This is a genomic window from Phreatobacter sp. (assembly GCF_052440005.1).
Taxonomy (GTDB): domain Bacteria; phylum Pseudomonadota; class Alphaproteobacteria; order Rhizobiales; family Phreatobacteraceae; genus Phreatobacter.
On sequence record NZ_JBQVQL010000024.1, the window covers coordinates 14,448 to 25,962 of the forward strand.

The window sequence follows — 11,515 nt, forward strand, 5'->3', positions numbered from 1 at the left end:
ACCGGCGCCATGCGTTCCGGTTCTACCGCCATACGCGGCGCGATGGCTGCCCCGCAGCCGTGACCCCAATCAAGGAGACTCCCATGACAACCAGACGCATGTTCTTCGGAACGATCGCTGGCATCGCCGCTGTCGCGACGGCCGGCGGGCTCTCGGGCGCCGCCCATGCCGCTCCGCTCGACGTGGCGCCGGCTACCGCCGCGGCCCCCGTGGAAATGCAGTCCGAGCAGACTCCGCGCGGGCGCGTGCTCCGTCGGGGCAGCCGCGGCGCCTATCGCCGCGAATGGCGCAACCGCCGCTATCGCCGTCGCTACTGGCGCCGTCGCGCCTATCGCCGCGGCTGGTAACGGCCAAATCGGGCCCGCGTCGCAAGATGCGGGCCCTTTTCCATGCCGGTGGGGAGGACCGCGGGAGATCACCGCGTCGCGATGTCGCCCGCAATTGACTTCGCCGCGGCAATCCGCCAAACCCCCCGCCGGATGGGCGGGTAGCTCAGCGGTAGAGCACGTGACTTTTAATCATGTGGTCGAGGGTTCGATCCCCTCCCCGCTCACCATCCGGTCCCTTTTCCGCTGAGCCCTCGACGCCTAGAGCGAGAAACCGCCGTCGACGATGTGGATGGCCCCCGTCGTATAGGCGGCCTCGTCGGACGCGAGATAGACCGCGAGCATCGCCACCTCCTCGGCCGTCCCGAGCCGGCCGATCGGCTGCCGGTCGATGAAGGCCTTGCGGGCGTCCGCCTCGGACTGGCCGGTGGAGGCCGCCAGCGCCTTGATGCGATCATCGAGGGAAGGGGACTGGATCGTGCCCGGGCAGATGGCGTTGGAGCGCACGCCGCGGCGGATGTAGTCGATAGCCACCGACTTGGTCAGGCCAATGACGGCGGCCTTGGACGCGCCGTAGGCGTAGCGGTTGAGCACGCCGCGCACCGAGGAGGCGCCGGACGCGATGTTGACGATGGACCCCGAGCCCTTCTCCAGCATCCCCGGCAGGAAGGCGCGGATCGTCCGGTGCATCGACTTGACGTTGAGGTCGAACGAGCGGTCCCAGTCCTGCTCGCTGGTGTCGAGGACGGTGCCGTGATGCACCCAGCCGGCGGCGTTGACGAGGATGTCGACGGGGCCGGTCTTCGCCGCCAGCGCCTCGACGGCGCGGGTGGATGTGACGTCGAGCCGGAGCTTCTTCGCCTTCGCGATCCCCTCGAGCTTCGCCCGGTCGATGTCGGTGGCGATGACCTTCGCGCCCTCGGCCACGAAGGCCATGGCGATGGCCCGCCCGATTCCGTGACCTGCCGCGGTGACGACCGCCACCTTGCCCGCCAGCCTCTTTGCCATGCGTCTCTCCCGTCTTTGCCGTTCTGTGCGGCTCAAATCGGTTGAAGTGGTGGCATGGCGCCGGATGGCCTGTCCAGCGGCGAGCTATCCTGCAAACCGCTGGGAGAGTTGCGTGTCGAAGGTCTTGAGGTCACCCAGTACCCGTTCGAGCAGGGTGGGATCGCGCAGCCTGAGGGCGGAATCGATCACGTCGATGGCGGCGCCGATGGCCTCGGCCTGCCGGCGGAACTCGCCGTTGCCGGCCGGGTCCAGCGCGGCGAAGGGCTCGCAGCGGCGCAGGGCGAACCGGTAGACGGCGGCCTTGGCGATGATGTCGCCGCGGGTCTCGCCGCGCGTCAGGTCGGCCGGCTGGCGCCGATGTGTCATCAGCGCCTCCGCCGCCTCGCTCGATTCCTCGAGGCATTCGACGAGGCCATAGAGGCCCATGCTGCGGCGAAGGCCGATCCATTCCCGCTTGAGCGGCGCCAGTTCCTCGAGCGCGCTGTCCTGCCGCCCCTGGGAGAGAACCTCCGCGGCCCGCCGCAGCCGGGCGCGCCCGCCTTCCATCACCTCGGCGAAGAGATTGATCCGTGCCGCGACCGGCGGCGGATTGGCCGCGGTGGCCGCCGCCGTCTCGTCCCAGAGCGCGATCAGCGCCTTCAGGGCGGCCTCGGCCTCTTCGGCGCGGCCGCCCCTCAGGCTGACGGTCGCGGAGCGGTAGAGGACCTGCGCCTGGGTCAGGCCCTTGATCAGAACGGCGGTCGTGCGGGCCTCGGCCGAGGTCAGGAACCCCGCAAGGCAGAGCGCGGCCAGCGCGGCGATGAGGCGGGAGCGGATGGATGTCGTCACGGCCTCTACCTTACCCCAAGTCATCCGCGTCCCGCCAGCAGCGCGTCGACGCTCGCCCGGTCGGGCATGCCCTTGCGCCCGCCGAAGGCGGTGCACTTCAGGGCCGCCGCCGCGTTGGCGAAGCGCACCGCCCGGTCGAGCGGCTGGCCCTCCGCCAGCGCGACGGCGAGGGCCCCGTGCCACGTGTCGCCGGCTCCGAGCGTGTCGACGGCCGTCACCGGGAAGGCCGGCACATGCATGACGCTGCGGCCGTCCATGTACCAGGCGCCGCGTTCGCCATCCGTGACGAGATACACATTGGCAGCCTTTTCGGATGCATGGGCGAGAGCTGTGGCAAGGTCGTCGATGCCGGTGAGGTCGCGCAGGGCCGGCGCGGAGAAGCCGACATGGCTCGCGAGCTCCAGCACCTCGGGACGGGTCGGCTTGCGGTCCGCATCCAGCACCGAGGGCAAGCCCGCCGCCCGCGCCAGCGGCAGCAGCGCCATCGCCGCCTCGATCCAGCGCGTCTCGGCATAGGTCGCATCGGCACCGGCGAGGACGCGAGCGTCGATCCAGCCGGTGTCGGCGGGGATGTCCGGGTCGGAATAGCTCACCACCAGGCGCTCGCCCCGACGGTCGATGACCACGGCCGAGACGGGCGAGCGATGGCCCGGGCAACGGCGCACGAGGGCGCAGTCGACGCCGTCCCTCTCCAGCTCCTCGATCATCATTCCGGCGAAGGGATCGTCGCCGAGCCGCGCGATCAGGGCCACGGAGGCGCCGAGCCGGGCACAGGCGGTGGCCGCGTTTCCGGCGAGACCGCCGCCGGAAGTGACCATCCGGGTCGAGCGGAATTTGAGCGGGACGGTTGGGATCTCGTCCAGCCCATAGATGATGTCGAGCGTGGTGATGCCGGCGCAGACGATGCGCTTGGTATGAGGGGTGGTCATGCGCCGGGTCTCGTCCCGACATAGAGGGCGCTCGCGGCGATGGCGAAGCTGGACACGGCGATGGCGATCGGCGGGGCTGTGAGCCAGACGAGCCCCCAGGACAGCGCCATCGACCCGATGGCGATCACCTTGATCCGGGGCGCGATGGCGCCGCGCTCGCGCCATGTCCGCACCGGCGGCCCGAGGCGGGGGTGGTGGAGCAGCCACCATTCGAAGCGCGGCGAGGACCGGGCGAAGCACCAGGCCGCGAGGATCAGGAAGACCGTTCCCGGCAGGCCGGGCAGGATGATGCCGATCACGCCGATCACGGTGAACAGGCAGCCCGCGAGGAAGACGAGAAAGCGAAGGGGGCGGGCAAGCATGGTCAGCCGGCCTTGATGAGGCGGATCGCCTCGTTGCGACCGAACAGGTAGAGCAGATCGCGGAGCGCCGCGCCACGGCTGGAGGCGAGTTGCGGGTCCGTCTCGATCATCAGCCTGGCGTCGCTGCGGGCCGTTTCCATCAGGGGGGCATGATGTTCGAGCCGTGCCAGACGGAAGCCCGGCATGCCCGACTGCTTGGTGCCGAGGAGATCGCCTTCACCGCGCAGCGTCAGGTCCTCCTCGGCGATGCGGAACCCGTCTTCCGTCTCGCGCATGATGTCGAGGCGGCGGCGTGCCGTCTCGCCGAGCGGCCCCTTGTAGAGCAGGATGCAGGTCGAGGCCTCCGCCCCGCGGCCGATGCGGCCGCGCAGCTGGTGAAGCTGGGCGAGGCCGAAATGTTCCGCGTGGTCAATCACCATGATGGAGGCGGCGGGCACGTCGACGCCGACCTCGATGACGGTGGTGGCGACCAGGAGGCGTGTCTCCCCGGCAGAAAACCGCGCCATGGCGGCATCCTTGTCGGAGCCCTTCATCTGTCCGTGAACCATGTCCACCGCCGCGCCGAACCGCTGCTGCAGGAGGGCGAAGCGCTCCTCTGCTGCGGCGAGATCGGGCGTGTTCTCGTCCGGCTCCTCCGCCTCGGCGACCAGCGGGCAGACCCAGTAGACCTGCCGGCCCGCCTCCAGCGCCCGGCCGATGCCGTCCACCACCTCGCCGAGCCGCTCCATGCCGATCACCCGGGTGTCCACCGGCTTGCGCCCGGCCGGCTTCTCGCGGAGCTGAGAGGATTCCATGTCGCCGAAATAGGTCAGCACCAGTGTGCGCGGGATCGGCGTCGCGGTCATGACGAGGAGGTCGACAGCCTCACCCTTGGCCGCCAGCGCCAGGCGCTGCTGCACGCCGAAGCGGTGCTGCTCGTCGATGACGGCGAGGCCGAGGTCGCGGAAGCGCACGTGCTCCTGGAAAAGGGCGTGGGTGCCGACGGCGATGGCGATGTCGCCCGAGGCGAGGCCGGCGAGGATCTCCTCGCGCTCGCGGCCCTTTTCCCGGCCGGTGAGGATCGCGACCCTCAGGCCCGCGGCGGCAGCGAGCGGCGTCAGCGTTTTCGCATGCTGGCGGGCGAGCAGTTCGGTCGGGGCCATCAGGGCGGATTGCCGGCCAGCTTCTGCCGCTGCGGCCATCGCCATGAGGGCGACCACCGTCTTGCCGGAGCCGACGTCGCCCTGGAGGAGGCGCAGCATGCGGGTCGGCGCGCTCATGTCGGCGGCGATCTCGGCGATGGCGGTCGTCTGCGACCCCGTCAGCGCGAACGGCAGGGCGCCGCCGATGCGGGCGCGCAGCGACCCGTCGCCGACGTTTCGCCGGCCAGCCGGCCGCTTCAGGTTGGCGCGCACGAGGCCGAGGGCGAGCTGGTTGGCGAGGAGCTCGTCATAGGCGAGCCGCGAGCGGGCCGGGCCCTCGGGCGCGAAATCCTCAGGGCTTTCGGGCTGGTGCATGCGCTTCAGCGCCGTGGCGAAGTCCGGCCAGCGCTCGCGCGCGAGGTGCCGCGGCTCCAGCCATTCCGGCAGGACGGGCAGGCGGGCGAGGGCAGCTTCTGCGGCGCGCCGCACGTGACCGGAGCCGAGTCCCTCGGTCAGCGGATAGACCGGCTCCATCATCGGCATGGTCGCCGCCTGTTCCGGCGCCAGCACCCGGTCGGGGTGCACCATCTGGCGCATCCCGTCGAAGAGCTCGATCCGCCCCGAGACGATCCGCGTCTCGCCGACCGGGCACATCTGCTCGATCCGGCTCCGGTGGGCATTGAACCAGACGAGCGTCAGGTCGCCGGTCTCGTCCGAGACGAGCACCTTGTAGGGCGCGCGCGACTTGCCCGGCGGCGCCGGCCGGTGGCGCTCCACCAGCACGGCGAGCGTGACGATGGCGCCCGGAACGGCTTCCGCCAGCGTCGGCCGCGACCGCCTGTCGATCAGCCCGCTCGGCAGGTGGAAGAGGAGGTCGACCACGCGCGGCGGACCGTCGCTGGCGAGCAGCTTCGCATAGAGGCCTTCGAGCTTGGCGCCGACGCCCTTCAGGGTTGTCAGAGGCGCGAACAGGGGATCGAGTCGCGTGGGACGCATGGGGGCAATCTAGTCCGTGGCGTCCGCTGCCGACAGGCCCGCGGTCCGCGTGGCTTGTAAATCCCTCTCCGCCTTTGCTAGGGGTGCACCGCACCGGGTTTCGTCCGAAAGGGCCTGCCCGGCTTTTGCCGTTAGCTGCCCTGCATTCGCGCCGGCTCCGGAAACGGGCCTCGCGCGTAGATGCCGTGCAACACGCAACGAGGCCTTCATCGATGACCGGAACCACCCGTTCCTCCGCCGATCTCGATCCGCGCCGCCGGAAGATCCTCTTCCGCTCGTGGCATCGCGGCACGCGCGAGATGGACCTGATCATGGGCCGCTTCGCCGACGTCCATATCGGCGAGTTCAGCGAGGCCGAGCTCGATGATTTCGAGCGGCTGATCGAGGTCCCCGACCGTGACCTCTTCGCCTGGGTGACCGACAAGGCCGAGACGCCCGGCAACTACGACACGAGCGTGTTCCGCGCGCTGAAGACCTTCCACGCCGAGGGCCGCGGGGCCTGGGTCGGCTGATGGCGAAGCGTTCTCCCGCCGACGTCGTCGCCTCGCGCGGGCGCCTGACCCTCGCGGGCGTTCCGCAGGGCTACGATGCTCTCGTCGTCGCCGACCTCGCACGACAGCTCCACGCCAAGGGCGACCAGGCCTCGCCCGAGCTGCTGGTGATCTGCCGCGACGGCCCGCGCATGCAGGCCATGGAGACGGCGCTCGGCTTCTTCGCGCCCGGCATCGAGATCCTTCCCGTTCCCGCCTGGGACTGCCAGCCCTACGACCGCGCCTCGCCCAACGGCGCCGTCATGGCGCGGCGGATGCTGACCCTGTCGCGGCTTGCGCGCACCACGGGCCGGTCGACCCCCGCCATCGTGCTCACCACGGTCAACGCCGCGCTGCAGCGTGTTCCGGCCCGCGCCGTGCTCGCCAAGCAGTCGTTGTCGGCGGCCCCGGGGAACGTCATCGCCATGGCCGACCTCCAGGCGTGGCTGGAGATCAACGGCTACCTGCGCACCTCGACCGTGCGCGAGGTCGGCGAATATGCCGTCCGCGGCGGCATCCTCGATCTCTTCGCGCCGGGGCTCGACGCGCCCATTCGCCTCGACTTCTTCGGCGACACGCTGGAATCCATCCGCTCCTTTGACCCGGAGACCCAGCGCACGACCGGCAACCTGCGCCGCCTCGACCTCGTGCCGACGGCGGAGATGCAGATCACCACCGAGACCATGTCGAAGTTCCGGCTCGCCTATGTGCGCGCCTTCGGCGGCTCCACCAAGGGCGACGCTCTCTACGAGGCGGTCTCCGAGGGCCGCCGCCACCCCGGCGTCGAGCACTGGTTGCCGCTCTTCCACGACCGTCTCGACACCCTGTTCGATTACCTGCCCGATGCCGGCGTCGTCCTCGACGCGCAGGTCGAGGAGGCGGCCCGCGAGCGCCTGACCACGATCGCCGACTACTACGATGCGCGAAAGACCGCGCTCGAGCAGGATTCCTCCGCCTCCTACAAGCCGCTGCCGCCGGACGCGCTGTACCTCTCGCCATCCGATTGGGAGCACCGGCGCGGCGGCGAGGCGGTCGTCCGGCTGTCGCCCTTCGCGCTCGCCGGTGCCTCTGACGGCGTGATGATCGACCTCGACGGCCGGCGCGGCCGCTCCTTCGCCGCCGAGCGCGCCGACGAGAACGCCAACGTCTTCGATGCTGTCACGGCCCATGTGGCGGCGCTGCGCAAGGACAAGAAGCGCGTTCTCGTCGCCGCCTGGTCCGAGGGTTCGCGCGAGCGGCTCCAGCCGATCCTCGAGGACCACGGGCTGAAGGCGTTGCGCCCGGTGGCGAGCTGGTCCGCGGCGCAGGCCCTGCGCGGCGACGAGATCGCGCTGGCGGTCCTCGGCGTGGAAGAGGGTTTCGAGACGCCGGATTTCGCCGTCATCGGCGAGCAGGACATTCTCGGCGACCGGCTGGTCCGCGCCCAGAAGCGGCGCAAGCGCGCGCAGGACTTCCTGTCGGACGTCACCAGCCTGTCGGCCGGCGACCTCGTCGTCCATGTCGACCACGGCATCGGCCGCTTCGTCGGGTTGAAGACGGTCACGGCGGCCGGCGCGCCGCACGACTGCGTCGAGCTGCACTATGCGGGCGGCGACAAGCTGTTCCTGCCGGTCGAAAACATCGAACTCCTGACGCGCTACGGCTCCGAGGATGCGGAGGCCCAGCTCGACAAGCTCGGCGGTGGCGCCTGGCAGGCCCGCAAGGCCCGCCTGAAGAAGCGCATCCTCGAAATGGCGGCCGGCCTCATCAAGATCGCAGCGGCCCGCGCCCTGCGCGAGGCGCCGAAGCTCGTGGCACCCGACGGGGCCTATGACGAATTCGCCGCCCGCTTCCCCTACGACGAGACCGACGATCAGGCGGGCGCCATCGATTCCGTGCTCGAGGACATGGGGTCGGGCCGACCGATGGACCGGCTGATCTGCGGCGATGTCGGCTTCGGCAAGACCGAGGTGGCGCTGCGCGCCGCCTTCGCTTCCGTCATGAGCGGCAAGCAGGTGGCCGTGGTGGTGCCGACGACCCTGCTCGCGCGGCAGCACTACAAGACCTTCGCGGAGCGCTTCAAGGGCCTGCCGGTGACGGTGGCCCAGGCCTCCCGCATGGTCGGCTCCGCCGATCTCGCCGCCGCCAAGAAGGGCCTCGCCGACGGTACGGTCGACGTCGTCGTCGGCACCCATGCCCTCCTCGGCAAGGCGATCTCCTTCAAGGATCTCGGCCTCGTCATCGTCGACGAGGAGCAGCACTTCGGCGTCGGGCACAAGGAGCGGCTGAAGGAGCTGCGGGCGGAGGTCCACGTGCTGACCCTGACCGCGACGCCGATCCCGCGCACCCTGCAGCTCGCCATGACCGGTGTACGCGACCTGTCGATCATCGCGACGCCGCCGGTCGACCGCCTGGCGGTGCGCTCCTTCGTGACGCCCTTCGATCCGCTCATCATCCGCGAGGCCCTGCTGCGCGAGCGCTTCCGCGGCGGCCAGGCCTTCTTCGTCTGCCCGCGCATCGAGGACCTGGCCGAGGCGGAGGCCTTCCTGCGCGAGCACGTGCCCGAGGCGAAGTTCATCGTCGCCCACGGCCAGATGGCGGCCGGCGACCTCGAGGACAGGATCGGCGCCTTCTACGACGGCAAGGTCGACATCCTGCTCTCCACCACCATCGTCGAATCCGGCCTCGACATCCCCCGCGCCAACACGCTGATCGTCTGGCGCGCCGACATGTTCGGCCTCGCCCAGCTCTACCAGCTGCGCGGCCGTGTCGGCCGGGCCAAGACCCGCGCCTATGCGCTCTTCACGCTGCCGGAGAAGAAGCCGGTGACGCCGCAGGCCGAGCGGCGCCTCAAGGTTCTCCAGTCGCTCGACACGCTGGGCGCCGGGTTCCAGCTCGCCTCCCACGACCTCGACATCCGTGGCGCCGGCAACCTGCTCGGCGACGAGCAGTCGGGTCACATCAGGGAGGTCGGCTACGAGCTCTACCAGCAGATGCTGGAGGAGGCGGTGACCATGATGAAGGCGGGCCTCGTGGAGGAGACCGTCGAGGACAAGTGGTCGCCGCAGATCACGGTGGGCACGCCCATCCTCATTCCCGAGACCTATGTGGAGGACCTCGGCCTCCGGCTGCAGCTCTACCGCCGCCTCGGCGACCTCGACACCGACGAGGCGATCGACGCCTTCGCCGCCGAGATGATCGACCGCTTCGGCCCCTTGCCGGACGAGGTCCAGCACCTCGTCAAGGTGGCGGTGATCAAGGCCTATTGCCGCAGAGCCAATGTCGAGAAGGTCGATTCAGGTCCGCGCGGCATCGTCATGACCTTCCGGGACGGCAAATTCGCCAATCCCGCCGGTCTCGTGCGCTACATCGGCGAGCAGGGCTCGCTGGCCAAGGTTCGCCCCGACCAGAAGATCGTCTTCATCCGCGACTGGCCGAAGCCCGAGGACCGGTTGAAGGGCACGGCGGTCATCCTGCGCAACCTCGTGAAGATCGCGGAAACGAAGAAGGCGGCGTGACGCTCAGGCGGGAGACGGCGGGGAACTCCCGTCCGTGACCTCGACCACGCCGTGCTCCTGGGTCCTGAGATAGACCTGGACGTCGCGTCCCAGGGCTGCCAGCTCGCCCGCCAGCCGGGAGGCGAGGGCGCGTCCCTCGTGCTCGTGCCGTGCCAGGAAACCGTCATCGTCCCGGACGACGCCCGGATTGTCCCAGTCCAGCGCATCGTCGAACCGCTCCGCCCAGGCCATGAGATCGGCGACCAGGGCAGGCGACAGGCCGAGCACCTCCGGATCGATGTTGCCGGAATAGGCCTCGTCCATCGACCACAGGGGGTGGCAGCCGTAATCGGCCATCAGCTTGATCCGTCCGGGCCGGGTGTAGCTGCGCTCCGGGGCCTCCGGAAACGGCGTGCCCACCGGGGCATGGGTCACGCGTTGCGCGCCGAGGACGGCCGCCATCCGCGCTGCCAGGGCGCGTCCCTCGGCCTCGTGGCGCGCCGCCGCCTCCGGGTCGGTGAAGCCGCCGGTGCGCTTTTGCGGGGGGATGGTGGCGAGATAGGCCTCTTCCCAGTCGAGAATTTCCGCCACCAGCGCCTCGCCGAAGGTCGTGACGGCGAGGGACTGCGGCACGACACGTCCCGTGGCGTCGTCGGCGAAGGGCAGCACGAAAGGGCGGACCATCAGCCGCACCTTGTCGGGCAGCACCTCCGGCGTCTCCGGCTCCAGGGCATTGGTGGAGAGGGTCCTCCGCTCGCCAAGAGGCTCCGACGCTTTCGAGACGTGCCAGGCGACGAAGGCGGCGAGGGCGATGCCGGCGATCGCCGCCGGCCAGGGATCGTCCGACGGCCAGCGCAGATGGCCTTCCGCGGCGGCAGCCGCCACGAGACCCGTCGCGCAGAGATAGACGAGAAAGGCGTTGCGGGTGCGGCGCCGGCCTGCGGGGTCGGGCGGGTCCTCCGGATCGATCAGCCGCGGCGCCGCATGGCCGAGATAGGTGGCCTGCGCGGCCGCGCAGGCGAGGAAGGCGGGGAGGGCGAGGATGCTCAGCGCGAGCAGCAGCACGCCACCGCCAAAGACGCCCGCCGCGATCCCCAGCATCCACCGGCCGCGCAGCCTGTCGGCGCGCGACACCGGCTTCAGGGTGAGGCCCGCGAGGGCCTTGTCGAGGAAAGCCTCCATCACCATCTGCCGGGCGGCGATCAGCCCGGCCAGCACGTAGAAGGCGCCGACGAGGCGCAGAGCGATCTCGGCTCCATTCATCGTGCCCGGCCGTTCCTGTACCCGCTCGTGTTCACCTGGCGTTCCCCATGGCAGCCGCGCCCGCCGAACGGCAGGGATGCAGAGGCCTTTGTCCACCACATCTGGCGAGACCGCACGTCCGCCCCTATTTTGGGGCTAGCCTCCGGCGGCGTGGCTCGGCATGATTCCCGCAGTGCAGGCGTCCATCTTCCCATCGGAATGGACATCGATCGAACCGGCTATCAGGCGTGGCGTCAATGCGGCACGAAACAGGGACCATGACACAGGACGCAGGAGCGGCGAGGGGCGAGGACGAGGCGGCGGGACAGTGGACCGCCGGCACCGTCATGGCCGGCAAGCGGGACGAGCGCGACCAGGACCCCACGGGGCCCGGCACCTCCGTCATCGCCAAGACCCGGCCCCAGACGAAGCGGCCGAGCCTCTACCGGGTTCTGCTGCTCAACGACGACTACACCCCCATGGAGTTCGTCGTGCACATCCTGCAGAAATTCTTCAACAAGAGCACCGACGACGCCACGCGCATCATGCTGCACGTGCACCAGCACGGCGTCGGGGAATGCGGCGTCTACACCTACGAGGTGGCGGAGACCAAGGTGACCCAGGTCATGGACTTCGCCCGTAAGAACCAGCATTCGCTGCAATGCGTGATGGAAAAGAAATGAGTTTTGCGGGTGCC

Annotated in this window: 10 protein-coding genes and 1 tRNA gene; 5 read left to right on the forward strand and 6 right to left on the reverse strand. The window is 70.0% G+C overall.

The window, feature by feature from the left end; all coding sequences use genetic code 11:
• The first annotated feature begins 83 nt into the window (after nt 1-83).
• Both ACT6XY_RS08265 and ACT6XY_RS08270 read left to right on the forward strand, forming a co-directional pair.
• Complete coding sequence (locus tag ACT6XY_RS08265) at nt 84-347, forward strand: hypothetical protein (RefSeq protein WP_444747859.1); 264 nt, start codon at nt 84-86, stop codon at nt 345-347.
• A 134-nt stretch (nt 348-481) separates the two neighbouring features.
• A tRNA-Lys gene (locus tag ACT6XY_RS08270) sits at nt 482-556 on the forward strand.
• 31 nt (nt 557-587) lie between these two features.
• Here ACT6XY_RS08270 and ACT6XY_RS08275 read toward each other — a convergent pair.
• The 5 genes from ACT6XY_RS08275 to recG form a co-directional block, all read right to left on the reverse strand.
• A complete protein-coding gene (locus ACT6XY_RS08275) occupies nt 588-1,334 on the reverse strand; it encodes an SDR family oxidoreductase (RefSeq protein ID WP_444747860.1) in 747 nt (248 codons plus the stop codon).
• Nucleotides 1,335-1,418: 84 nt separating this feature from the next.
• On the reverse strand, nt 1,419-2,162 hold the full coding sequence (locus ACT6XY_RS08280; protein WP_444747861.1) for a hypothetical protein: 744 nt from the start codon (nt 2,160-2,162) through the stop codon (nt 1,419-1,421).
• 20 nt (nt 2,163-2,182) lie between these two features.
• Nucleotides 2,183-3,091, reverse strand: a complete 909-nt coding sequence (locus ACT6XY_RS08285; protein ID WP_444747862.1) for a PfkB family carbohydrate kinase — start codon at nt 3,089-3,091, stop codon at nt 2,183-2,185.
• Nucleotides 3,088-3,453, reverse strand: coding sequence for a YbaN family protein (locus ACT6XY_RS08290; RefSeq protein WP_444747863.1), 366 nt, complete (start codon nt 3,451-3,453; stop codon nt 3,088-3,090). Before ACT6XY_RS08290 ends, ACT6XY_RS08285 begins: the two co-directional genes overlap by 4 nt.
• Before the next feature lie 2 nt (nt 3,454-3,455).
• Nucleotides 3,456-5,570 carry an ATP-dependent DNA helicase RecG gene (gene recG / locus ACT6XY_RS08295; protein ID WP_444747864.1) on the reverse strand — a complete coding sequence of 705 codons (2,115 nt, stop codon included), beginning with the start codon at nt 5,568-5,570 and terminating at the stop codon, nt 3,456-3,458.
• A 212-nt stretch (nt 5,571-5,782) separates the two neighbouring features.
• Between recG and ACT6XY_RS08300 the strand changes: the two genes are divergently transcribed.
• Nucleotides 5,783-6,082 carry an FAD assembly factor SdhE gene (locus ACT6XY_RS08300; protein ID WP_444747865.1) on the forward strand — a complete coding sequence of 100 codons (300 nt, stop codon included), beginning with the start codon at nt 5,783-5,785 and terminating at the stop codon, nt 6,080-6,082.
• Nucleotides 6,082-9,597 (forward strand): transcription-repair coupling factor, encoded by a 3,516-nt coding sequence (gene mfd, locus ACT6XY_RS08305; RefSeq protein WP_444747866.1) that lies wholly within the window; start codon nt 6,082-6,084, stop codon nt 9,595-9,597. Before ACT6XY_RS08300 ends, mfd begins: the two co-directional genes overlap by 1 nt.
• Before the next feature lie 3 nt (nt 9,598-9,600).
• Here mfd and ACT6XY_RS08310 read toward each other — a convergent pair whose 3' ends face one another.
• Complete coding sequence (locus ACT6XY_RS08310; protein WP_444747867.1) at nt 9,601-10,839, reverse strand: hypothetical protein; 1,239 nt, start codon at nt 10,837-10,839, stop codon at nt 9,601-9,603.
• A gap of 326 nt (nt 10,840-11,165) precedes the next feature.
• Here ACT6XY_RS08310 and clpS point away from each other — a divergent pair, with 326 nt between their 5' ends.
• The gene (gene clpS / locus ACT6XY_RS08315; protein ID WP_444747889.1) at nt 11,166-11,501 is read left to right on the forward strand and encodes an ATP-dependent Clp protease adapter ClpS; all 336 of its coding nucleotides are present in this window, start codon (nt 11,166-11,168) and stop codon (nt 11,499-11,501) included.
• Nucleotides 11,502-11,515: the final 14 nt, after the last annotated feature.

What these genes read in the sequence shown, in the direction of transcription:
- ACT6XY_RS08265 (WP_444747859.1), top strand. Translation starts at nt 84, where the DNA reads ATGACAACCAGACGCATGTTCTTCGGAACGATCGCTGGCATCGCCGCT.
- ACT6XY_RS08275 (WP_444747860.1), bottom strand. Translation starts at nt 1,334, where the DNA reads ATGGCAAAGAGGCTGGCGGGCAAGGTGGCGGTCGTCACCGCGGCAGGT.
- ACT6XY_RS08285 (WP_444747862.1), bottom strand. Translation starts at nt 3,091, where the DNA reads ATGACCACCCCTCATACCAAGCGCATCGTCTGCGCCGGCATCACCACG.
- ACT6XY_RS08290 (WP_444747863.1), bottom strand. Translation starts at nt 3,453, where the DNA reads ATGCTTGCCCGCCCCCTTCGCTTTCTCGTCTTCCTCGCGGGCTGCCTG.
- recG (WP_444747864.1), bottom strand. Translation starts at nt 5,570, where the DNA reads ATGCGTCCCACGCGACTCGATCCCCTGTTCGCGCCTCTGACAACCCTG.
- ACT6XY_RS08300 (WP_444747865.1), top strand. Translation starts at nt 5,783, where the DNA reads ATGACCGGAACCACCCGTTCCTCCGCCGATCTCGATCCGCGCCGCCGG.
- mfd (WP_444747866.1), top strand. Translation starts at nt 6,082, where the DNA reads ATGGCGAAGCGTTCTCCCGCCGACGTCGTCGCCTCGCGCGGGCGCCTG.
- ACT6XY_RS08310 (WP_444747867.1), bottom strand. Translation starts at nt 10,839, where the DNA reads ATGAATGGAGCCGAGATCGCTCTGCGCCTCGTCGGCGCCTTCTACGTG.
- clpS (WP_444747889.1), top strand. Translation starts at nt 11,166, where the DNA reads ATGGCCGGCAAGCGGGACGAGCGCGACCAGGACCCCACGGGGCCCGGC.